The organism is Methanohalobium evestigatum Z-7303 (assembly GCF_000196655.1).
Lineage (GTDB): Archaea > Halobacteriota > Methanosarcinia > Methanosarcinales > Methanosarcinaceae > Methanohalobium > Methanohalobium evestigatum.
Genome location: NC_014253.1, coordinates 2,188,154 through 2,211,192, shown reverse-complemented (window position 1 = coordinate 2,211,192; position 23,039 = coordinate 2,188,154). Strand labels below are relative to the sequence as shown.

25 protein-coding genes, 2 tRNA genes and 1 pseudogene are annotated in these 23,039 nt (G+C 37.2%); 19 read left to right on the top strand and 9 right to left on the bottom strand.

Translation table 11 applies throughout. The features are described 5' to 3' along the window. Nucleotides 1-49 precede the first annotated feature (49 nt). From METEV_RS11170 to METEV_RS11155, 4 genes are read left to right on the top strand one after another with little or no spacing between them, the layout of a single operon-like run. Nucleotides 50-985, top strand: a complete 936-nt coding sequence (locus METEV_RS11170; protein WP_013195619.1) for a glycine betaine ABC transporter substrate-binding protein — start codon at nucleotides 50-52, stop codon at nucleotides 983-985. A 54-nt stretch (nucleotides 986-1,039) separates the two neighbouring features. Next, on the top strand, nucleotides 1,040-2,164 hold the full coding sequence (locus METEV_RS11165; RefSeq protein ID WP_013195618.1) for an ABC transporter ATP-binding protein: 1,125 nt from the start codon (nucleotides 1,040-1,042) through the stop codon (nucleotides 2,162-2,164). Between the two features lie 20 nt (nucleotides 2,165-2,184). Beyond that, nucleotides 2,185-2,829: an ABC transporter permease gene (locus METEV_RS11160; protein WP_013195617.1), complete on the top strand. Its 645-nt coding sequence runs from the start codon at nucleotides 2,185-2,187 to the stop codon at nucleotides 2,827-2,829. After that, nucleotides 2,823-3,437, top strand: coding sequence for an ABC transporter permease (locus METEV_RS11155; protein WP_013195616.1), 615 nt, complete (start codon nucleotides 2,823-2,825; stop codon nucleotides 3,435-3,437). The genes METEV_RS11160 and METEV_RS11155 overlap by 7 nt, the downstream gene beginning before the upstream one ends. Nucleotides 3,438-3,441: 4 nt before the next feature. Here the strand turns inward: METEV_RS11155 and METEV_RS11150 are convergent, their stop codons facing one another. Next, on the bottom strand, nucleotides 3,442-4,122 hold the full coding sequence (locus METEV_RS11150; RefSeq protein ID WP_083810132.1) for a class I SAM-dependent methyltransferase: 681 nt from the start codon (nucleotides 4,120-4,122) through the stop codon (nucleotides 3,442-3,444). A gap of 119 nt (nucleotides 4,123-4,241) precedes the next feature. Here METEV_RS11150 and METEV_RS11145 point away from each other — a divergent pair, with 119 nt between their 5' ends. The 4 genes and pseudogenes from METEV_RS11145 to METEV_RS12900 all read left to right on the top strand — a co-directional run bounded on the left by METEV_RS11145 (nucleotide 4,242) and on the right by METEV_RS12900 (nucleotide 7,562). Beyond that, complete coding sequence (locus METEV_RS11145; protein ID WP_013195614.1) at nucleotides 4,242-4,532, top strand: hypothetical protein; 291 nt, start codon at nucleotides 4,242-4,244, stop codon at nucleotides 4,530-4,532. 15 nt (nucleotides 4,533-4,547) lie between these two features. Further along, nucleotides 4,548-5,348: a class I SAM-dependent methyltransferase gene (locus METEV_RS11140; protein ID WP_013195613.1), complete on the top strand. Its 801-nt coding sequence runs from the start codon at nucleotides 4,548-4,550 to the stop codon at nucleotides 5,346-5,348. 680 nt (nucleotides 5,349-6,028) lie between these two features. Next, nucleotides 6,029-6,586, top strand: coding sequence for a cobalt ECF transporter T component CbiQ (gene cbiQ, locus METEV_RS11135; RefSeq protein WP_013195612.1), 558 nt, complete (start codon nucleotides 6,029-6,031; stop codon nucleotides 6,584-6,586). 61 nt (nucleotides 6,587-6,647) lie between these two features. Then, nucleotides 6,648-7,562: pseudogene (locus METEV_RS12900) on the top strand (energy-coupling factor ABC transporter ATP-binding protein). 23 nt (nucleotides 7,563-7,585) lie between these two features. Here the strand turns inward: METEV_RS12900 and METEV_RS11125 are convergent. Further along, nucleotides 7,586-7,658, bottom strand: a tRNA-Asp gene (locus tag METEV_RS11125). A 79-nt stretch (nucleotides 7,659-7,737) separates the two neighbouring features. Beyond that, nucleotides 7,738-7,848 (bottom strand) — tRNA-Tyr (locus tag METEV_RS11120). A gap of 116 nt (nucleotides 7,849-7,964) precedes the next feature. Here METEV_RS11120 and METEV_RS11115 point away from each other — a divergent pair. From METEV_RS11115 to hisB, 4 genes are all read left to right on the top strand, one after another. Continuing rightward, nucleotides 7,965-8,348, top strand: coding sequence for a response regulator (locus tag METEV_RS11115; RefSeq protein WP_013195611.1), 384 nt, complete (start codon nucleotides 7,965-7,967; stop codon nucleotides 8,346-8,348). Between the two features lie 131 nt (nucleotides 8,349-8,479). Next, nucleotides 8,480-9,334, top strand: coding sequence for an ATP phosphoribosyltransferase (hisG, locus tag METEV_RS11110; RefSeq protein ID WP_013195610.1), 855 nt, complete (start codon nucleotides 8,480-8,482; stop codon nucleotides 9,332-9,334). A gap of 9 nt (nucleotides 9,335-9,343) precedes the next feature. Further along, nucleotides 9,344-10,090: a 1-(5-phosphoribosyl)-5-[(5-phosphoribosylamino)methylideneamino]imidazole-4-carboxamide isomerase gene (gene hisA, locus METEV_RS11105; protein WP_013195609.1), complete on the top strand. Its 747-nt coding sequence runs from the start codon at nucleotides 9,344-9,346 to the stop codon at nucleotides 10,088-10,090. A gap of 22 nt (nucleotides 10,091-10,112) precedes the next feature. After that, entirely contained in the window at nucleotides 10,113-10,688 is a 576-nt protein-coding gene (hisB, locus tag METEV_RS11100; protein WP_013195608.1) for an imidazoleglycerol-phosphate dehydratase HisB, read from the top strand. A gap of 3 nt (nucleotides 10,689-10,691) precedes the next feature. Here the strand turns inward: hisB and METEV_RS11095 are convergent, their stop codons facing one another. The 3 genes from METEV_RS11095 to METEV_RS11085 form a co-directional block, all read right to left on the bottom strand. Next, complete coding sequence (locus tag METEV_RS11095) at nucleotides 10,692-12,782, bottom strand: MutS-related protein (RefSeq protein WP_013195607.1); 2,091 nt, start codon at nucleotides 12,780-12,782, stop codon at nucleotides 10,692-10,694. Nucleotides 12,783-12,852: 70 nt separating this feature from the next. Next, nucleotides 12,853-13,371 carry an ArsR family transcriptional regulator gene (locus tag METEV_RS11090; RefSeq protein WP_013195606.1) on the bottom strand — a complete coding sequence of 173 codons (519 nt, stop codon included), beginning with the start codon at nucleotides 13,369-13,371 and terminating at the stop codon, nucleotides 12,853-12,855. Between the two features lie 37 nt (nucleotides 13,372-13,408). After that, nucleotides 13,409-14,224, bottom strand: coding sequence for a sugar phosphate isomerase/epimerase family protein (locus METEV_RS11085; RefSeq protein WP_232216860.1), 816 nt, complete (start codon nucleotides 14,222-14,224; stop codon nucleotides 13,409-13,411). Between METEV_RS11085 and METEV_RS11080 the strand changes: the two genes are divergently transcribed. Next, the gene (locus METEV_RS11080; RefSeq protein WP_013195604.1) at nucleotides 14,211-14,822 is read left to right on the top strand and encodes an adenosylcobinamide amidohydrolase; all 612 of its coding nucleotides are present in this window, start codon (nucleotides 14,211-14,213) and stop codon (nucleotides 14,820-14,822) included. The two genes, METEV_RS11085 and METEV_RS11080, sit on opposite strands and share 14 nt — an antisense overlap. Here METEV_RS11080 and pyrH read toward each other — a convergent pair whose 3' ends face one another. The 3 genes from pyrH to METEV_RS11065 form a co-directional block, all read right to left on the bottom strand. Then, nucleotides 14,823-15,530, bottom strand: coding sequence for a UMP kinase (gene pyrH, locus METEV_RS11075; RefSeq protein ID WP_013195603.1), 708 nt, complete (start codon nucleotides 15,528-15,530; stop codon nucleotides 14,823-14,825). 103 nt (nucleotides 15,531-15,633) lie between these two features. Further along, a complete protein-coding gene (gene asd / locus METEV_RS11070; RefSeq protein ID WP_013195602.1) occupies nucleotides 15,634-16,665 on the bottom strand; it encodes an aspartate-semialdehyde dehydrogenase in 1,032 nt (343 codons plus the stop codon). Nucleotides 16,666-16,718: 53 nt separating this feature from the next. Beyond that, nucleotides 16,719-16,895, bottom strand: a complete 177-nt coding sequence (locus tag METEV_RS11065; protein WP_013195601.1) for a 4Fe-4S binding protein — start codon at nucleotides 16,893-16,895, stop codon at nucleotides 16,719-16,721. A gap of 182 nt (nucleotides 16,896-17,077) precedes the next feature. Between METEV_RS11065 and METEV_RS11060 the strand changes: the two genes are divergently transcribed. The 6 genes from METEV_RS11060 to METEV_RS11035 all read left to right on the top strand — a co-directional run bounded on the left by METEV_RS11060 (nucleotide 17,078) and on the right by METEV_RS11035 (nucleotide 23,023). Beyond that, nucleotides 17,078-19,258: an ATP-dependent DNA helicase gene (locus METEV_RS11060; protein WP_013195600.1), complete on the top strand. Its 2,181-nt coding sequence runs from the start codon at nucleotides 17,078-17,080 to the stop codon at nucleotides 19,256-19,258. A gap of 100 nt (nucleotides 19,259-19,358) precedes the next feature. Beyond that, nucleotides 19,359-19,604, top strand: coding sequence for a GerW family sporulation protein (locus tag METEV_RS12935; protein ID WP_013195599.1), 246 nt, complete (start codon nucleotides 19,359-19,361; stop codon nucleotides 19,602-19,604). A 157-nt stretch (nucleotides 19,605-19,761) separates the two neighbouring features. Beyond that, nucleotides 19,762-20,367, top strand: coding sequence for a DUF2953 domain-containing protein (locus tag METEV_RS12990; RefSeq protein ID WP_013195598.1), 606 nt, complete (start codon nucleotides 19,762-19,764; stop codon nucleotides 20,365-20,367). A 1-nt stretch (nucleotide 20,368) separates the two neighbouring features. Beyond that, a complete protein-coding gene (locus tag METEV_RS11045; RefSeq protein ID WP_013195597.1) occupies nucleotides 20,369-21,328 on the top strand; it encodes a beta-ribofuranosylaminobenzene 5'-phosphate synthase in 960 nt (319 codons plus the stop codon). A gap of 1 nt (nucleotide 21,329) precedes the next feature. After that, nucleotides 21,330-22,313, top strand: coding sequence for an NOP5/NOP56 family protein (locus METEV_RS11040; RefSeq protein ID WP_013195596.1), 984 nt, complete (start codon nucleotides 21,330-21,332; stop codon nucleotides 22,311-22,313). A 29-nt stretch (nucleotides 22,314-22,342) separates the two neighbouring features. Beyond that, nucleotides 22,343-23,023 carry a fibrillarin-like rRNA/tRNA 2'-O-methyltransferase gene (locus METEV_RS11035; RefSeq protein ID WP_013195595.1) on the top strand — a complete coding sequence of 227 codons (681 nt, stop codon included), beginning with the start codon at nucleotides 22,343-22,345 and terminating at the stop codon, nucleotides 23,021-23,023. Nucleotides 23,024-23,039: the final 16 nt, after the last annotated feature.

Sequence of the window (23,039 nt, the reverse complement as noted above, 5' to 3'; positions counted from 1 at the left end):
AAACTATTAAGAACTAATTCAATAGTTCTATACTTGTGGGGAACAACAAATGAAATGGAAAGTTATTGCTATGGTACTTATGCTCATTACCGCTATAATGGTGAGTGGGTGTGCACAGAATCCTCAAACAAATGAATCAAACAGTAATCCAAATTCTGATGAAACTATTGTAATAGGTTCCAAACTTTTCCAGGAATCCTATATACTTGCTCATATGCTTTCAATATTACTGGAGGATAATGGATATAATACCGAAGTAGAACAAGGACTTGGGGGAACGTTTGTTAATTATGAAGCACTGAAACAGGGACAAATAGACGCCTATGTTGAATATTCAGGAACAGCCTACAGCCAGATACTTAAAAAACCGTCACCTGATACTTGGGACCCCCAGATGATATATGAAGAGACCAAAAAAGGTCTTATGCAGGAAGATAATGTAAAAATAGCAAATCGATTGGGTTTTGAAAATGCTTATGCTATTGCAGTAGATGAAAATTGGGCAGAAGAGCATAATATAACAAAACTGAGCCAACTTGAAGGTTACGCGTCAAATATGGTAATCGGGACAGACCCGGAATTTGCCACCAGAGAAGATGGGCTCCCACGTATAAAAGAGGTATATGGTTTTGAATTCAAAGATTACAAACAGGGTGCTCCATCTATTATGTATCAATCCATCAAAAATGATGAAGTAGATGCTATATCTGCATATACTACCGACACAAAGAATGAAAAGTTTGGGCTCAGGGTTCTTGAAGATGATAAAGGAGCACTTCCACCCTATGATGCTATAACACTGATGACAAGTGATTTTGCATCCAGTCATCCAGATGTAATGGATACTCTCGGACAATTGAATAATACTATAGACCAGGAAACCATGAGAAACCTGAATTACCAGTATGATGTAGAGAATAAAGAAGCAAAAGACATTGCAAGGCAATTCCTTGAGAACAGGGGTTTGATAGAAGAAAATAATTAATGTCGACCTTTGGTTGACTTTTTATTTTTAAATTTTTCAAAAATAGTGAATCAGATGCCATCCAGAAAACTTTTTGACCGGATAGATTCGATACAACTTGAAAACATAACAAAAAAATACAATAACAGTTTTGCAGTTCAGGATTTAAACCTTGAAATCCATGGTGGGGAATTACTGATTCTTATAGGTCCAAGCGGCTCAGGAAAAACTACCACCCTTAGAATGATAAATCAGTTAATAGAACCTGATGAAGGACGGATTTTTATAAACAATCAGGATATCATGCAGTTTGATTCTGTAAAATTGAGAAGAAATATTGGTTATGTAATCCAAGACATTGGTTTGTTCCCTCATATGACAATAAGGAACAATATAGGTCTCATTCCAAAACTTGAGGGCTGGTCAAATAATGAAATAATAGACAAGGTTAAAACCTTGCTGGATTTTGTATCTTTGCCTCCTGAACAATTCCTGTACCGATACCCCAACCAGTTAAGTGGTGGTCAACAGCAGAGAGTAGGGCTTGCAAGAGCATTGGCAATGGACCCCCCGCTTTTGCTGATGGATGAACCATTTGGAGCACTTGACCCGATATTAAGGCGACAGTTGCAGGATGAATTCTGCAGGATAAAACAGGAGCTTGGAAGAACGATAGTTTTTGTAACTCATGATATTGAAGAAGCGTTCAAACTTGGTGACAGAATTGCGATTATGGATGGTGCAAACCTTATACAGATTGGAAAACCTGAAGATTTGATATTTAACCCTGTAAACGAACTTGTATCTGATATTGTGGACAGTAACCATAAATTCAAACACATGGATACTCTAAATGTAAAAGACCTGATGTCCCCAATGGACAACAAGTATATTTTTGATGGAAATATAAAGATTAATGATGCTGTAACCAGAATGACTGATAATAATATAGAATTGGGGTTGGTTTATAATGGTTCTGATTTCATGGGAACAGTAGAAATGGTGAATTTGTTAAAATATGAAGGTGACGAAAAATTACAGGATGTTGCACAATCATCAACAACGTTTTCACCTATGCATTCAGTATCTTCGGCTCTTTCCGAGCTAAAAAACAAAAATGAGTCTTTTGCGGTAGTTTTCAATGGCGACACTCCTAAAGGACTTCTTTTATCCAATGAAGTTTTTTTAAAACTTATCTAATCCAAATTGAAGGTGGAATATTGCTGGGGGTTTTAAATGACATCATTCAGGTCTGGCAGACAAATTCACTGACCATGAGAACCATTGAACACCTGTATATGTTTAGTATAGCACTTTTTATATCTTCTGTCATTGGGGTGGTTCTGGGTATTACCATCTATTACAATTCAAAACTCTCAAATCCAGTATTAAACATATTAAATATTTTTGAAACCACACCTGATATCGCTCTTCTTGTAATCCTTTTACCTATAGCAGGAATGGGAACTCTTCCCACTATAATAGCATCAATTCTGTATTCCCTGCTTCCTATTACAAGGAATACATATACTGGATTGAAAGGTGTGGATAGAAAATACATTAATATTGCTCGAGCTCTTGGACTCTCATCCAGAGAAATATTATTTAAAATACGTATACCTATGTCATTGCCCCTTATTGCAGGTGGAATACGGATAGCACTGGTATTTACCATGGGTCTGGTTACTCTCGGGGGGTTGATTGCTGCTGGAGGGCTTGGAACAACGTTACAAACTGGTATCCAGCTTTATGAGGTTAATACGATTCTTCTTGCCGGTATCTGGACAGGATTGCTTGCGGTTATACTTGATGGGTTTGCAGGTATGGTTGAAAAAAGGCTTAACTCGAGGTATGAAACATGGTAACTCTGGAAACCATTGCAAATGCTACTCTCCAGCATGTAACCCTTGTTTATTTGACTTTAATAGCAAGTATTGTTATATCTATACCTCTTGCTTTCATATCAGTAGAAAGTGAAAAACTGGCGAATTGGATTATGAAAGTATCCAACCTTTTACAGGCAGTACCGAGTTTTGCAGTGGTAGCTATTGTTGTTCCTCTTATAGGAATTGGGTTTACACCTGCATTGATAGCCATCCTTGTAAGGGCGTTGTTGCCGATTATAAAAAATACATATATTGGTCTTTTAAATATCGACCCATCACTTATTGACTATGCACATGGTGTAGGATTGACCAGATGGCAGATTAACCGTTATATCCGCCTTCCAAACTCCTATCCAGCCATATTTGCAGGTATCAGGTTTTCAGCACTACTTGCAAACAGTATAGCGGTACTGACTGCACTTATAGGTGGTGGAGGTCTGGGGGAGCTGGTTTTTGAAGGACTTGTGAGTTTTAACATTGATAGAATTCTGGCAGGTGCTATACCTGCAATATTACTCGCACTTGCAAGTGACAGTTTACTGGCAATGATTGAGAAAAAGTTGACACCAGTAAATCTAAGAGAATAATGTATTACATTTTCCGTGACCTCAGGAATAAAACAGCAGGTTTTTCCCATACCCAATCTTTTTCTATTATCTCAAAACCAGCCTCTTGGAAAAGGTTAACAAGTTCATCGGATTTAAAATTGTGCCAGTATTTCGGTTTCCCATAGTGTATAACCCATTTTATCAATTTGACCTGCTCAAATAGACTGGAATCTCCAAAACAATAGGTAATACTTAAGTATTCGTTACCTTTATCCAATATTTTCCCGCATTCCTGAATTGATCTATACGGGTTTTTCATGGTCTGGAGTACATTACAGCTGACAATTTTTGTAAATTCATTTTTGTCAAAAGGAAGGTTATAGGCATCCTCCACCTGAAAGCTAAGATTATTATATCCTGATTCAGTGTTTTTCTTTCTGGCAATATCAATCATTCCGGGTGAAATGTCAATGCCTGTCACATTTTTGCATTTAGGTGCAATATAGAATGCTATTTCTCCGGTACCTGTTCCAATTTCCAGTACACTATCTCCAGATTGGGTGTATGATGCAATTTTTGATTTGAAAGCTTTATATTGCTCTTTAAAACCATGTTCAATCCAGTCATCATAACTATTACTGACCTTGCTCCAGAACCGGATTTCTTCCTTTTTCCTTTTTTTAGTATCGTTATTCTTATTTAAGAAGAACATATTATCTCTCATATGTTGCTGATAAGTCAAATCGTTAATGATATTTTGGTCGGCATCTTTGTAGTTTATAGTTTTATGGAGGGTATAATATTAGAAAAAATACAGTTCTGATTTTTATTATCATTTTAATATTGGCTTTTTCTCTTGCATTGATTTCATATTCATTGTTTTCAATCGATGATGAATCAGGTTATGTAGTTGGTAACGTTACAGCTGTAAATGAAAAAGGTGATAAATTTGCGGTAACTATTGAAGATGCAGAAGGCTATTATGAAGATGAAATAGGTAACCAGGCAGGTTTTGGGGTTGAAAATTTTACAATAGTGGAAACCGAAATCGTTATGGGTAAAAAGTTGAAAGTAACATATACTGAAATTGATGGCAAGGTTTCAGCTATTAGAATTGAAAAATATGGCAATTGACTTCTGAAGTTATCCATGAATCTTAGAAATCAACTGGAAAATAAGGTTCCTGAACATTTACTTGGTAATGTACCAAAACGTTTTGATATCATAGGGGATATAGCAGTGGTATCAATACCCTATGAACTTGACACTTATAAATTTGATATTGCCCGAGCTATTACAGCAGTTCACAGGAATGTAAAAACAATTCTTAATAAAACGAATAAAGTAGATGGGTATAAAAGAACATCAGATTTTAAAATTTTATTCGGGAATGAAACAATAACAACCCACAGGGAACACGGTTTTAGTTACAAATTCGATGTAGGTAAAGTATTTTTTAATAATCGTCTCTCTTATGAGAGGCAAAGGTTGATTGCAAAGATAAATCCATACGAAAAAATTCTGATTCCTTTTTGTGGAGTAGGTCCTTTTGCTATTCCTGCGGCTTTTTATGGTTTTAAAGCCGTTGCAATAGAAAAAAACCCCGAAGCTTTTAAATGGTTGCAGGAAAATGTCTGTTTGAATAAAGTGAAAGATAGTATAACACTTATCCAAAAGGATGTTACAGATATATCTACATTCCTTAACAGTTATGATTTTGATAGGGTTATTGTTCCTACTCCATATGGTATGGACAACATCCTTTTGTATATAGCAGAATTTGTAAAAAGTAAAGGTTTTATTCACTTTTATACTTTTAAACCAGAATCTGAAATCCCTGATTTTATTGATAGTGCTAAAACACTTGGTCTGGAGACTGTTTATTATCGAAGATGTGGGAATGTGGCACCCGGTATAATCAGGTGGGGAATTGATTTTAAAAAGATGTAATAAATAACCTATCTTTTAGGGCCATATGCTTATTGAGTAATCAATTTACTTCCTACAATTTTTGTATATTAAATTAATTCCTATAACATATAACTTTTATAAATATGTCTGGTATTGTGGATAAAATAGTTAATTACTGTTCTAAATTTTTTAGCTTATACAATCGACAAAATACGATAAAACTTAGCTGGACAATACATACATACATTGGTCTGATTTTAATTGTGAAAAACAAAATCAATAATTAAAAGGGCAAAGTACAGAAGCTCCAAAGGTATAGGGACAATAAGAGCACGTTGGTGGACATTCTTCTTCGTTTTGTTCCATGTAATCACCTGGGTAGGTATTTTGTAGAAGTAATCTACCGTTGTTTTGTATTTGTTTCCAAATATTTCAATTTCAACCTTTAATTGCTTTAATTGATTGTTTTTAATTATATAATAATACTTATTATAATAAAAAGTTTATTATTTTTATACCAGAAAAACTTTCGATATCTCCAAGGTTTTACCTTAATATCCTACAACATTGATTTTGTTCAACCAATACTGTATATACACAAATTAGTTATTTTTTCTTTTACACCTAATAACCATTAATATTGGCTGTAGATTTAACCTACAGAAAAAGTAATCAGTAATTTATATGCATGCTGTTTTTATGGTCAACCATTTAAAAATGTGATTACTTTCACACTGCTTATTATCTCAAAACTGCCTTTTAAGTTTATATTCAACCATGTTAAATGGGTTTCCCTATTCATTCTTCCTTTTCTAATAATAATGCCCTTTACTGTTAATGGTGATGTTTTGGTAAATATTAGCAACATAACAGTGACCCATGAAGGGATTACCTATGGATTTCTTATTACTGTTAGAGCTTTTACAGCAATTCTACTGGTATTTACAATGCTTGGAACAATGAGGTTTGATACCACAATCAAAGCGTTACATATGCTAAAAATCCCAAATCCTCTGATACAGATGCTTATGTTTACCTATCGTTACATATTTGTTTTCCTTGATGAATTCCAGAGGATGTGGACTGCAATGACATCCAAGGGATTTAAACCTGGTTTAAACATTTCTTCGATGTCAAAAATCGGAAAATCCGTAGGAATGCTTGTTGTTAAAAGTTATGAAAGGGCTCAAAGAGTATATCAGGCTATGCTTTCCAAAGGATATACAGGAAACCCCAATACAATAGTAAAATTCAATATAAAAACCAAAGATACCTGATAACATTTTTAATTATAAGTTTTGCAGTCGTTTTACATATATTCCCCGTGGTGTTGTTACAATGATAAATGCCATTGATGTTACTAATTTAAACTATTCATATCCCGATGGAACAAAAGCTCTTGACGGTATTGATATTAAAATTGAAGAAGGCGAGAAAACCGTTATCTTAGGTCCCAATGGGGCGGGAAAAACCACTCTTTTTCTGCATCTTAATGGTACTTTAAAAAGCCAGAATAACAACGTGTCAATTTTTGGAAAAAACATTTCAGAAATGGCTATTGAATAGAGAATAAGAGAAATCGGCATCGTTTTCCAAGACCCTGATGACCAGCTTTTCATGCCCACTGTATATGATGATATTGCATTTGGTCCACTGAACATGGGGCTTGAAAATAAAGAAGTGGATGAAAAAGTAAAAAAAGCACTATCTATTGTAGGGCTTGAAGGATTTGAGGACAAAGTTCCACACCACCTAAGTTATGGTCAAAAGAAAAAGGTTGCACTGGCATCTGTACTGTCAATGAAACCTAAAATACTGGTAATCGATGAACCAACAGCCAATCTTGACCCAAGAAGCAGGAAAGAGTTAATTAAGCTTATTAATAAGCTAAACAAAAATCAGGGTATTACTATAATAATGGTAACACATGATGTTAACGCTCTACCCCAGCTTTCAGACAGGGTATATGTTCTCAACCGCAAAATTATAGCTCAGGGTTTCCCAAGAGAAATATTTTCAGATTCTACTGTTTTAAAAGAAAACAATCTGGAAGCCTCTGGTGTATTCAAATTATTCAAAGTATTGGGATTTTTTGGATACGACTGCGACACTCTGCTGTTATCCATTGATGAGGCTATCGAAGAACTTACAAAAACAATAGAAACCAACAACGGACACATCCATCTTCATATACATGAACATACTCATCAAAACATCAGGGATTTTATCAACAACAATGACCATCATCACTGAATTATAAAAAGCAGAAAAAGTTACGTTCGGACCGGGATTTGAACCCGAGTCGAGGCCTCGACAGGGCCCCATGATAGGCCACTACACTATCCGAACACTTTGTTATCTGAAAGCACATCTAATTGTGTTTTCTAATATATAACTGTTTTTGTAAAACCTATTAATAATGGTTAAGTCCCGCCTCCCAGATTCGAACTGGGGACATCGCGGTTCCTGCGCGGTATGTGTGACAGATGTCACATGGTCCTAACTACAGCCGCGCACTCTTCCACTGAGTTAAGGCGGGTCAGGTTTGGCGTGCAACCTACTTTCATACACATAATATTACTTATCCTTTTCGCCTTATTATATTTCTAACAAAACAAAAACAAACTTGTATGATAAAAAAACAAGTACATATAGATGTCAAATTCAGATGTTAATGTTCTTGTGGTTGAGGATAACGTATTTAATATGGAATTAACAGTTGACCTGCTAAAATCCTACGGATACAATGTCACAAAAGCAGAAGATGGGTATATTGCCCTTGAAAAATTAAAAAACATAAAAATCGATTTGATACTGCTTGATATGCAACTTCCGAAAATGGATGGTCTCGAACTGCTTTCAAAGTTGAAAAATGACCCCGAAACCATGAACATACCGGTCGTTGCCCTGACTGCTCATGCGATGCTGGGCGATAAAAAACGTTTTATTGATGCTGGTTGTGACGGATATATATCAAAACCAATGGACATATATAAATTTAAGAGCCAGATTGATCAGCATTTAAACAACGACCATTAATTTTCCTACACAACCTGTTGTTTTGTATTTAAATTATCAGCAAATTTTGATAGGCAGAAATCGTGAAACCTATATGCTATAAGTGTAGTTTAAAAAATAGTTAATTTGTCATTATTCCAGAGGATTCCCTTATGATACGTATCGCTATACCAAACAAAGGACGCCTAAATGAACCAACTGTGAAACTGCTTAAAGAAGCTGGACTCCCTGTATCTGACGGAGGGGAGAGAAAGCTTTTTGGAACAACTACTGATCCAGAAATTTCTTTTTTATTTGCAAGAGCCGCAGATATACCTGAATATGTACAGGATGGAGCTGCAGACATCGGTATTACTGGTATAGACCTTGTCTCAGAAACCGATGCTGATGTTGATCTTATGCTTGATTTGAATTACGGAAAATCAAACCTTATGCTTGCTGTTCCTGAAGATTCATCAATAGAATCTGTAGAAGAGCTTGAAGGTATGAAAATTGGAACCGAGTTTCCAAATATAACAAAGAAATTTTTTGACAGCAAGAACATAAACATAGAGGTCATCAAAGTAAGCGGTGCCTGTGAAATGACACCCTATATAGGAGTCGCTGACGCCATTGTAGATATATCAAGCTCAGGCACTACTTTTGTACTGAACAATCTAAAACCCGTGGAAAAGGTTTTTTCGTCTTCTGTATATATGATTGCAAACCACCAGAGTGCAAAAAGAAAAGATAAGATACATCATATAAAAACTGCATTTGAAAGTGTACTCAACGCCGAAGGGAAACGGTATTTGATGATGAACGTACCAAAAGATTCACTGGATGAGGTTAAGGAGGTTCTTCCAGGTCTCTCCGGACCTACTGTGATGAAAGTTGAATCAGAATCCTCTACACTTGCAGTACACGCAGTAGTAGATTCTGATATGATTTTTACAACAGTTAACAATCTAAAAGAGGTAGGTGCAAGAGACATCCTTGTTGTACCAATTGAACGTCTGATGCCGTGAGGACATATTATGTGTTTTGAAATCATACCTGCAATCGATATTAGAGAAGGAAAATGTGTTCAGCTTGTACAGGGTGTTCCCGGTAGTGAAATTGTATGCCTCGATGACCCTGTCGAAGCCGCAGTGGACTGGTACAACAAGGGAGCTAGAATTTTCCACCTTATAGACCTTGACGGTGCTATCGAGGGTGAGCGTAAAAATGCTCCTATTATCCAGAATATCGTGGATAAATTCAAAACCGAGGATGTGGTAATACAGGTCGGTGGAGGCATCCGTTCCGAAGAGGATGCCGCACAGCTTTTGAATATCGGTGTTGACAGAGTCATATTGAGTACTGCTGCTCTTGAAAACCCCGGACTGATAAAAGGTTTGGCTAAAAGATTTGGAAGCAAAAGTGTAATGGTTGCACTGGATTCTAAAAAAGGTAAGATATCAGTAGAAGGATGGACAAAGGAATCCGAATTTACCGCTGTTGACATGGGTATCAAATTCGAAAACCTTGGTGCAGGGAGTATTCTATTTACAAATATTGATACAGAGGGATTGATGCAGGGCACAGAAACAAAACCCATTGAAGAACTTGTTGAATCAGTAACAATTCCTGTTATTGCTTCTGGAGGAGTTACCAGTATAGACGACCTTCTTACAATCAAAAATGTTGGTGCATCGGGTGTTGTTGTAGGAAGTGCACTCTATAAAAACAAATTTAAACTTGCAGATGCAATTGATGCAGTTAAAGGTAAAAATTGTAAGTAAAGTAAAGTTATAAAGGTATTTTATGAGAACTGCTAACATATCAAGAGAAACCGGTGAAACAAGTATTGAAATAGAACTCAACCTTGATGGTTGTGGAGAAGCAGAGGTTGATACAGGAATCGGGTTCTTTGACCACATGCTATCGTCTTTTGCAAAACATTCCAGTTTTGATTTAAGTATCAGTGCAAACGGAGACCTTGAAGTGGATGAACATCATCTTATAGAGGATACCGGTATTGTCATGGGGCAGGCAATAGACAACGCACTGGGAGATAAAAAAGGAATAGCAAGGTATGGTGAAGCCCGTATACCGATGGATGAATCTCTTGCCGATGTGGTACTTGACCTCGGCGGTCGCAGTTATCTGGTAATGAACGCAGAATTTGAATCCCTGTATGTGGGATATTTTAGCACCCAATTGGTTAGACACTTTTTTGAATCAATTGTCCAGAACGCAAACATGAACCTCCATGCATCTGTTTACGGAGACAACGACCACCACAAAATCGAGGCACTTTTCAAGGCATTTGCTCATGCAATGAAACGTGCTACTGTTGTAGAAGGAGAAAGTATCAAGAGTACAAAAGGAATGTTGTAAATATCAATCAAATTTATATTTCAACCTTTTATAAAACGCCTGTTCATCTCCGCTTGCTTTCCTTGCAAGCCTTTCTACAATCAGTTCCGGTGTACTTTTTGCAATATAATTCTGTCTCGGTGTTCTGTCCACTATCAGGTTCAGTTCAGAATCAAGACCTTCTGCCTCTATTCCATCAACCCTGACATCGCACTGTGTGTTTTCCATAATCAGTTCTGAAAGATGGGATACAAATACAGACATACTTTTTTCGTTTTCTGATAATGTTTCAAGTATTCCAGCTATAATTTTGGCGGAAGCTCCCGGTTCTGTGATGGATTCCAGTTCATCCACAAGAACCACTTTACTCGAGTTATCTGCAACTACTGAAAAATCTGTAAGGGAGCTTTCAAACGCCCCTGCATCAAGCGTACCCTTAGATTTGGCAAAATAATAGAGTCCATCTGTAATCCCAATTTCAGAAGCATTTGCAGGAACTGGAAATCCCATATGGGCAAGTATAACACATTGTGCAAGTAGTTCCAGCATAGATGTTTTTCCACCTGAATTCACTCCACTTAACAATACATGTCGGTTATTATCGCTATTTTGAGATGTTTTTCCCAGTGAATAATCAATCGGGGTAACATCACCGTATTTGGATTGTAGAAACAGGTTACTCCCCTTAACAAACCCTATTCCTGCACCATCTATCAACTGGGGCATTTCAAGATTATACTCTCTTGCAAATCTACCGATAGCAAAACCTACATCAAAATCCAGTACGGAATAGACCAGTTCCCTGATTATATCATGATATTCATGCAGAGTCTTTGAAATTTGCCTTTTGTGATCAACCTTTTTCTTCTGAATTCTGCGGACAATATCCTGTTTCAATGCGTTAACCTGGCTATCATCAATTTCTATTGGATAGGATATTTCATCTGGGAACAATGAATCAACAAAAAGTTTTTCCTGTTTCTCAAGTTTTAATTCATTTGTGATACTGTCTTTTGCTTCCTCAAGGATTGATTGGTAGGACTGATAGATTTCTTTTCTCATAAGGTCCTGGATTTCCATACTGCCGTTCATGACTCTGAGCATGTCCTGACCGCTGAGTGTCATTTTACTCTCTTCCAGGCACTTATCCAGCTTTGCATTGGCATACTCTACCGTTTTTGATACAGTCTCATATATACGTTCATGGATTTTGCTCAATCTATCGATTTCAGGGTCTGTTCCTGTTGCAACATCCCCTTTTTCATCTATCAATTCAAGTGTCTCTTTAAGAATTTCAAGGTCTTTATTATCCATCTGCTCAAAGAAGTTGAAATCATTTGAACGTAGACATTGGATTACATCAAGAGAATTATCAATCGCTGGAAGGTTTTTGGCATAGAATGCAATCTCTTTTTCAGGAATTATCTGCCAGTCCTGCAATTTCTCAAGGTCGGTTACATATTCCAGTTCCATATCTTCAGAATAGTCAACATCCAGATAATCATCAGTTATTGCATGTGAATACCCGCGAGCTATATCAAGCATTTCAGAAGAATCGGTAACAATCTGGATATCTACAAAAGATCCATACTTTTTCTTTAGATTCGCATAAACATTTTCATCAGTTGTTAAAATAGTTCGGTCTCTGATTTTTCCTGAAGGATAATTTGACTTCAGGGGTTTAATATGGGACAACATTTTCAGGAATTTATCATCTTTTCCAAACACATCTGCTGTTTTTCTATAATAGTTAACTGTATCCTGAATTTGTTTTATCAAATTTATTTTACTGGATGGATACGGGATGTAAATATGGAGTTTATCTCTGGCGTATCCGGTATTTGCAAACTGTTTTATTACATCAAGTAACCGTTGATAAATATTAACTGCTTCATTTGTTTTCAAAAAATCAGTCAATGTTACTCCATCGATAATACCGCGTGTTTCATGTACCAGTGATATTGCAAATTTTTGACCGATTCCCTCAATTTCTGATATACTGGCAATATCACCGTTTAAAATAGCATTAAGTGCGGCTTCCTCACTTCCAAAATGACCTATAAAACGCTGGGCTGTTTTATCCCCTATACGGGGTACATCTTGCAGGCTTTCCATTGCTAAAAATTCACCTGTGATTTTATTGAATATGATATTTATTAAAACAACTGGTTAAAAATAGAGGTTTTTATTCCTTTTTTATGTTTATATTCAGTTTCATTTTAGTGATTGGTTCAAGTTTTTTCCATTTAACTGTAGCATCTTTATCAAAAGTGCATTCATTTACTGTTTTGTCAGAAAAGGTACCATCCACTTCATAAACATAGAAACCTTTATCACCATCAGTAGCGACAACAGCATCCCTGTCTCCAATTTGTTTGACCTCTACTGCCGATACCTTTTTTAAAGCATCGAGCAGTGTTGTTCCTTTGTCAACATCCACACTTTTTGTTGGTGCAAATCTGTCCAGTATCGTATATATATTACTGGTGTTTATTTTTAAAATATCAGTTTTACCAAACCTTTTTCGGTTAACAAGTTCTGCTTCTTCAAGTATTTTTACATGCTTTGCTGCAACAGGAACTGAAATCCCCAGTTTTTTAGCCATCCCTGTTATATGAGTTTCAGAATCGCTCAGAATTTCAAGCATTTGCAGACGGGTGGAGCAACCAAGTGCTTTGAATACTTTATTATCCAGATGGCTCATAATTATAAGTTGAAAAGGATAATATAAATAAATTATCTTACTTTATATCAAGATCTTTTATAGCTTTCAAACTTTTTTCCACATAATCCCTGCTCCGGTGTTCAAGAACCTTCATACCACTGTTTTTTTTCAAAACATCCTTCATTCCTTTAAAATCAATATTTCCTGCACCCACCCATAGATGCTCATCACTTTTACCCGTGTTGTCATGAATATGAAAATGGGATATATTGTATTCTAAAAATTTATCTAATGTCTGTGTTGTATTGGCATGCCCCACATCCAGAGCAAATCCATTGTTTCCAAGGTCAAGGTCTGGATACTGGAAAAGGAAACAATTCCAGTCACTTGGCATATTTTCAACACAGATTTTTATATCAGTTCCATCGGTTATTTTTTCAAGTTCTAAAAGTGATTTTTTCAAAGATACCCTTGCATCAGGGATATCGCACGAATATGTAAAATATCCGGGATGAACAACCAGAACTCTGGCATCTATCTGACTGCATATATCAACCATTCCCTGTATCAATTCCATCCCTGCTTTACGCATAGGTTCTCTGATACTTCCAATATTAAGGTCTGTATTGGGAGCATGGACAGTATATTCAAGATTGTAGGAATAAGGTGTTTCAGAGTCTTTGAGAAGGTCATGGAAACCTTCGGAAAATATCTCCGCACCTTTGGAAAGTTTTTCAATGTTTTCCAGTGCTTCTGACAGAGGAAGGTCATGGAATGCATAAGAAGATATACCTATCATGGATACAGTATTTGACAGATAATTAATTATAATTTCTGTTTGTGTTTGTATCATCATCGACCTAAAACCAGTGATATTTATGAAATACTGCACCAAAAACTCCACACTGATAATTTCAGGAGAATTTGAAGGGCTTAGTACAGGAATTAATGGTGGTCGTGGGTATGTAAAATCCATATTCAACCATGAAGTAAATAATGGATTTGAATTCAAAGACCCAGTACAATATCTGGATAATGTTGCAGAATACAATGAAGTTTACAAACCATATTTTGGGCTTTTGACCGCAGTTGAGATGGAAAACCTGTGCATAAAAACCGATGATAATCTTACAACGTTTGTAACAGCAGGTATAACTCATCCCTCTGTATACAGATTGGATGGCTACTATCCTGGTACAATTAATATTATACTTGTTGTTGATGCTGAATTATCAGAAGGTGCAATGGCAGGTGCGATAATCACAGCAACAGAGGCAAAAGGTCTTGCACTAATGAAAATGGGTTACGATTTTCTGGGTACTACAACAGATGCTGTTGTGGTTGCTTATCAGAAACAGAACAAAAATTCCAGTCCGTACATAGAATACGCAGGATCTTACACAGATTTTGGGAAAAAAATTACCGATACAGTTGTTAAAGGTGTAAAAGAGGGAATAAAAAAGACGCATCCAGAATCGGCATCATACTGATTAATCACAGATAATTCGTGTTCCCGGATGCTTCCCTGTTACAGGTTCGGTTTTCAGGTTTTCCTGCATAATAAGGTCTGTTACCTGACCCGGATCAGTGCCGTCCATTATAGTAGTGGGCATCTTGCATCTTTCTATTATTTTGGCAGCCAATGGGTCAACTGGTGATTTTGAACCTGCTTTAATCTCTGTTGAGATGACTACATCAACCAATTCCTTGGCACTTAATTTCTCATATCTCTTTGCGTTGGGGTCCTGTCTCGGATCTTTAGAATAAACTCCGTCCACCGAAGTTGCAATCACCAGAAAGTCGGCATTTAGGTACTCTGCAAGAATTGCAGAAACTGCATCCGTGGTTTGGCCGGGAACAACACCACCCATAACTACTACTTTGTCGGATGCAAGAGCAAGTTTTGCTTCCTTATAGGTACGTGGGGGTTCTGGATATGCATCTTCACCAAACGCTGATATCAGAAGTTGTGCGTTTAAGCGGGTTATCTCTATCCCTATAAAATCGCACACAACTTCATTTGAACCCACACTGCGTGCTACATTAATATAATCTCTTGCTGCCTTACCACCGCCCGTTACGATTACCAGCTGATGGTCTGGCAATAGTTTACTGAGAGCGTTTTTATAAAAAACGAAACGTTCCGGGTCGAGGTCGTTTGCAATTATAGATCCACCGATTGACAAAACAACTAACATGATTATCTAAAACTATAATTGCATTTTACTTTTAAAAAGTATCGGAAAAAATCAATATTAAATATCATATAAAAATTGGAAAACGATGCGTTTTAAAGCATCGTTATAATTTTCCTTTTTTGTGAAGGAGTTCAGCATTGAGTACACTTGCACCTGCCGCTCCGCGGATGGTATTGTGACCCAGTGCAATATAACGGATACCTTCTCGGATGCGTCCGACATTTACCGCCATTCCGTTACCTATGTTTTTATCCAGACGCGGCTGGGGTCTATCAGGTTCATCCCAGACAACCAGTGAATTTTCAGGTTTTGATGGGAGGTCTTCAAGTCCAGGGTCAAAATCAAGGAAAGCCTGTCTGACGTCCTCTGGTGTTGGATTATCATCCATTCCAGCCCATATTGCTTCTGTATGTCCATCAAGTACAGGTACTCTGTGACATGATGAACTTACGTGTATATCCGGGTTTAAAATCTCAGAACCATTAAATTCTCCCAGAAGTTTTAGAGTCTCGTTTTCCATCTTCTCTTCCTCTGTTTTGATATAGGGGAGAATATTGTCTATTATTGACATGGACGACACACCATCAAATCCCGCACCCGATACTGCCTGCATAGTCGCTACATTGACATTATTAAGACCAAACTGCAACAAAGGTTTGAGAGATACTATCATGATAATAGTCGAACAATTTGGATTTGTTATAATATATCCGTCCCAGTTGCGGTTATCTTGCTGCTGTTCTATCATACCCAGATGGTCGGGATTGACTTCAGGAACAACAAGTGGCACATCGTCTTCCATTCTATAAGACGATGCATTGCTTGCAACCGCAAACCCTGCTTCTGCAAATTCTGGTTCTACAGTTTTTGCACTGGATGAGGGTAGTGCTGAGAACACTACGTCAGCATCTACTTTGGAAGGGTCGACAGGTACTACATCCTTACCCTTTACTTCATCAGGTAACTGGGAATCCAGCCTCCAGTTTGCAGCATTTTCATAGGTTTTGCCAGCACTTCGTTCTGATGCTGCAAGTGATGTGATTTCAAACCAAGGATGGTCTGTAAGCGCTTCGATAAAACGCTGTCCAACTGCTCCTGTAGCACCCAGTACTCCAGCTTTTATTCGCTCTGCCATTGCCACCACCTAAAAAATTGATTAAATTATTTGATTGAATATATTAAAACGGATTACTCAATTTCAATTGCTTCTGTAGGACATACATCTACACATTCACCACAATCTGAACATTCACCTTCATCTACAACTGCAATGTTTTCGCCATCCAGTGAAATTGCTTCGACCGGACATTCATCAACACATGTCGCACAGCCCACACAATTTTCAGAAATAATAACTGCTACCATTTGTACTATATCTCCTTTTATTGTATTAATAAGGTTTATTAAAACTTGCTACTTTAGATAAGGCAGTTTGAATAAAAAACTGTCGATATTAGATTTCAACTTCTACAACCGTAATGGTTAAAATTTTAGATAAAATTTAAAGAACAAAACCTATTAAAACGGGCTAAGATTTAGGTGTTGCAATGAAAGGTTCCAAAGGGTATTTAAAATATTTTACAAAAGATTCCTGCTATCCCAATCAGGAAGATGCAATGGAGAATATCCATTCAGCTCTTCTTAAAAAACAGATAGTTCTTTTTGAAGGTGCATGTGGTACAGGAAAAACCCTGAGTGCTCTTGCACCAGCACTACAGGTAGGTAAACAACTGGACAAAACTGTTATAATCGCTACCAATGTCCACCAGCAAATGGTGCAGTTCATACAGGAAGCCCGTGATATAAAAAAAACTAATGACATAAAAGCCGCAGTTATAAAGGGTAAAACCAACATGTGCCCTCATGGAATCGACTATGACGAATGCACTGTTAAAAGGGAAAACACTTTTGACCTCATTGAACTGGAAAAAGATATCCAGTTAAAACGGCAGGAACTCAAATCAGCAAATAAAAATTATAAACAATCAAAAGACCCGGAACTGATACGTTTAAGAGATGAACTTTCAAAAGAACTCGAAAACTCTGAAGAAAAAGCACGCAATCTCCGTGGACGTACCTGCAGTGAATTATATGAAGTCCTGAACTATGACAGTGAAAAATTTAGAGACTGGCTGTTTAAAGATGTCCGAACTCCAGAGGAGGTCAATGATTTTGCCTATCAAAACAGTATGTGCGGATACGAGTTATTAAAACGTGAAATCAAATACGCAGACCTTGTAATTGCAAACTTCCACCATGTTTTAAATCAGGATATTTTTTCCACTCTTCTAAGCTGGATTGATAGAGAACCACAAGATGTTATCGTTATATTCGATGAAGCTCACAACATTGAATCCGCTGCACGTTCTCATTCTTCCATAACCATCACCGAACACACTATTGAAAAAGCAATGTCAGAGGTTAACGAATACATAGGTCAGGTACCTGATGAAAGATTGGGCAACCTTTTCAGCACACTGCTTGATGTGGTACAAAATACGTACAATTCAAGGTTCAAATTCGGAGAAAAGGAAAAAATTGGAAAATACTGGTATGACATTCGCATCAGTGACCCTTATGACAGAAACGATATGGTTGCCGGGAAATTTTTACGACAGGCAAAAGAAGAGGGCTTTGGAGACAAAAAGCAGATTCGCGAACTACTTGAAGAAGCAAGCGAATTTGGATCCAAACTGGATGAGTTCTATCATGAGCAGTACAAAAAAGGGCTGTCCAAAGTTTTAAAACATTCCGATATTAAATACGCTGCAGACTTTCTGTTATCGTATATGGAACTGTCCAACAACCCCCACTATTATCCCATACTCAATGTCAGAAGAGACCAGAACGACGAAATCTACGGACGTATTGAACTATTTACCTGTATTCCGAAAAATGTCACAGAACCACTTTTTGAATCGGTCTATTCATCCATTCTGATGTCAGCAACACTGCGACCTTTTGACATGGTCAAAAACACCCTTGGTATAAGTAGAGAAACATGTGAACTCGCCTATGGTTCATCCTTCTCCGAGGATAAACGCCTAACAATTGCAGCATCAGTACCTCCGTTATTTGCAAAAAACAGAGATGATCCCCAGAATATAGAGACCATTGAACAGATACTACTTGATTCAATCGAACAATCCACTGGTAATGTAATAATATTCTTCCAGAACTCACATGAAGCAAAACGTTATCATGGAAAACTTGATTCACAGCTCAATATTCCTGTATTTCTGGATGAGGTGGGTGTTTCTGCACAACAGGTAAGACAGGAATTTTTTGATATAGGAGAAGATGGTGGAAAAGCCGTGATGTTGTCCTATATCTGGGGCACTCTAAGTGAAGGGCTCGATTATAGAGAAGGACGTGGACGCACTGTCATCATTGTTGGTGTAGGTTATCCTGCTCTCAATGACAGGATGAATGCTGTTGAATCCGCCTATGACAGTGTTTTTGGATACGGTGCAGGATGGGATTATGCAGTTCAGATACCCACGATACGTAAAATCCGACAAGCTATGGGAAGAGTTGTTCGCTCACCAACCGATTATGGTGCAAGAATTCTCATAGATGGGAGGTTTTTGACAGAATCACCCCAAAAATTTGGAAAATTTGCAGTTTATCCGGTGTTTCCAGAAGATGAGAAAAAGGAATTTATTGATGTTGAGCCTGAAAAAATTAAATATTCACTTATGAACTTTTTCATGGACAATTCTAAATAATTCTTTTTATATTTTTCAGGATAGTTATTTTTACCTTTAAAACACAGTGTATACCGCGCAATAAATAGAAAGCTTTACTAAAAGTAAGTGGTGCGGTATCATGAGCCTTGAAGACGTTATAAAGGAAGTTGCTGGTGAACTTGAAAATCTGGTCAGTACAAAGACTGTTATAGGTGACCCTGTAGAGTCAGCAGGTAAAACCATAATACCAGTAACGCGTGTTAGTTTTGGTTTCGGAAGTGGTGGAGGAGAAGAAAAGAAGAATGAATCTGAATCAGGTTTTGGTGGTGGCGGTGGTGCTGGTGCCAAAATAGAGCCGGTGGCTTTTATAGTCATATCCGAATAAGGGGTTAGTGTTCATTCTATTTCCAGAAAAGATAGCATTAGCACCATACTGGAAGCAGTTCCTGGTTTATTTGAAGAAGTAAAAACCGTAAAAGAAAGAATGGGAAAGAATAAAAAAGAGGAATCTGAAAAAAGCACAAAAGCGGAATAATCCACTTATGTACACAATTATTTTTTACATCCTTTTTATTATTGTAGTTGTACCTCTTTTATTGCTGCTATTTGCTCCGTTCCGTATAATTGTATGTTTAAAAAGAGACGATGAGGGTTTTTGCGGTTATACTGCTATAAAATGGCTGATGTTATCATATAAACCTGATTTTAAACAGGGATCAGGGAAAACAGGGAAAAAAGTAAAAAAAGCTGAAATCCCATCGTTTAGCAGAATTAAGAATATCATAAAATTGTTTAAAAGTATCAAAAAACCGAGTGAAAGATTAGCTCGCGATATTTTCCATATTATTCAGATTAAAAAATTACATTGCAACCTGACCTATGGATTTTCAGACCCCTCTGAAACCGGCATATACTATGGGTTTTTGTGTTCAGTAATGGGTTTTATAGACGAAAAATGTAATAACAACTGTGATTACAGATGTACAATTAATCCCGTTTTCAACGATAATTTATTGAAATATGAGGTAGTAATAAATATAGGTTTTAGGCTGTACTCATTGGTTCCGTCTGTAGTAAGATTTGTAACTGAAAGAAAGGTTTTAAAAACAATCTGGAACATATTAAGAAAAAACAATACCTCACACTAATATGATAAGGATAACATCTCCCTCCAGACTCCATCTATCATTGATAGACCTTAACGCAGAAATCGGCAGAGTTGATGGTGGACTTGGAATCACCCTTGATTATCCAAAAATGGAACTTACAGCCGAAAAATCAGACAATATAACTGTAACTGGTAATTCAGCCCTTAATGAACGTGTAAAAAATGCGGTAAAATCTGTTTTGCCCGATGGGAAAGGAATTAACCTAAATATTGAAGATGATATACCACCTCATGTGGGTCTTGGTTCTGGAACGCAATCAGCACTTTCTGCTGCATCTGCAGTAAATGAAGTATATAATCTTGGATTAGATGTTAGAGAACTGGCAGAAAAAGTTGGACGTGGCGGAACTTCTGGTATAGGTGTGGCATCCTTTGAAAGCGGTGGATTTCTGGTCGATGCCGGACACAAATTCAATAAAAAGGAAGGTTTTTCACCGTCTGCAGCCAGCAAAGCAGACCCTGCGCCGATAGTATTTAGACATGATTTTCCAGACTGGGATATAATAATGGCTCTACCACACGGTCAGGGTGCTCATGATGCAAAAGAGGTCGACATCTTTAATAAGGAATGCCCGATACCATTGAATGAAGTACAGGAAATATCACATCTTATACTGATGCAGATAATACCGGCAATTTTGGAAAATGATATTGATACTTTTGGAAGAGGTATAAACCACCTACAATCCACCGGATTTAAAAAACGTGAAATAGCACTCCAGTCCGAAGATATAAAAAACCTTATCAGATTTATGAACGATACCGGTGCCAAAGGCTGTGGTATGAGTTCGTTTGGACCTGATGTTTTTGGGTTTTCAGACAGTAAATTACAAAGCAAAAAAATCCGGGAGGATGTACAGAGTATGCTGGATGATACTGTGGGTGGCCATGCAATAATAACCAGCGCCAACAATACAGGTGCAAATATATCGGAGGTTTGAATTGGAAATTATAACATGGTTTGGAACAATTGTAACTGATAAAGACGGAAAAATATCAATTAAAGAGTGCAGACTCTGTTCAAAAAATCCTGATTTAATCGCCAGACATATTATAGATTCCAGACCATCAAAAGCCAGAAGCTTACAATTAGACTTACGCTCTACAGCTTTGGAATGTGGTTTTGTGGATTCTGAAGAAGAATATGAAACCCTGCTTCGGCAAGCTGCAATAAAAACCTCAAAAATCCAGATTTCAAACGCCACTACCAACGATATTAGGATTATTCAGGCGGTTGAAGCACTTGATGATATAGACGAAACTACCAACCTGCTATCAGAGCGGCTATCTGAATGGTACGGAATGTTTTTCCCAGAACTTAACCTAACTTCAGAAGACCTTGCACAGTTTGTTGCAAAACACGGTTCCAAGTCAAATATAACACAGGATAATGAATGGTACTCTATAGCAAATGATTCAATGGGAGCTGAACTTTCAGGTTCTGAAGAAAAGATAATCAAAGATTTTGCTATAAACCTCTGCAGCTTCTACAAAAACCGTAAAGAAATCGAGGATTACATAGTGGAAAATGTGGAACACGCGGCTCCGAACCTGACCAATATAGCAGGAGCTCTTCTTGGATCCCGGCTTATCAGTATGACAGGTAGTCTGGAAAGACTTGCAAGCCTGCCATCAAGTACCATACAGGTTATAGGTGCAAATAACGCACTGTTCAAACATCTCCGATCCCGTGCAACATCCCCTAAACACGGTGTTATATTCAACCATCCATTGATAAAAAACGCTCCATGGTGGCAGAGAGGCAAAATTGCACGAGCTTTTGCCTCCAAGATAAGCCTTGCTGCAAGAATTGATTACTATTCTGGTGAAGTTAACGATAAATTGTCCATTAATCTGGACGAGAAAATAAATAATATCAAAAATACCTATCCATATCCACCCGGTAAAAACAAATCAAAAAAGTAATCCAGTTTTAAACAGGACAGGAACAAAAAATGGACATTAAAGAAATTTCACAGGGTATTTTTGAACTCTCAAAAGGTAAAAAGAAGCAACTTGCAACCAGAAACCTAAATCCCGGAAATAGTGTATATTCAGAACCATTAGTAGTGGTTGATGATGTAGAGTACCGAAGGTGGGATGTACACCGTAGCAAATTCGGGGCGATGGTTCTAAAAAAATTTGACGTCCCTCTCAGCCCTGAATCCAAAGTACTGTACCTTGGTGCTGCTTCTGGAACTACTGTCAGTCATATTTCTGATATTGCCACCAATGGGCTGATATATGCTGTGGAATTTTCATCCCGAACAATGCGAGACTTAGTGATGTTGTGTGAAAAGCGTCCCAATATAATACCTGTCCTTGCAGATGCTGGACATCCGAGCCACTATTCACATATTGTAGAAAAAGTGGATGTTATTTTTCAGGATGTTTCCCAGCCGAATCAAGCAGAAATTGCTGCAAAAAATGCAGAAGCATTTCTCAAAAAAGATGGTTTTCTTTTACTTGCAATAAAAGCCAGAAGTATTGATACCGTAGCAAATCCGAAAAAAATATTCAAAGAAGAAGTAAAAAAACTTACCAAGGATTTTGCTGTGGAGTTTGAAATTTTAAAAAGAAGTGAACTTGAACCCAACCATGAAGACCATTTAGGAATTCTGGCCCGGTTAAAATAACATTTTTATGCAGATA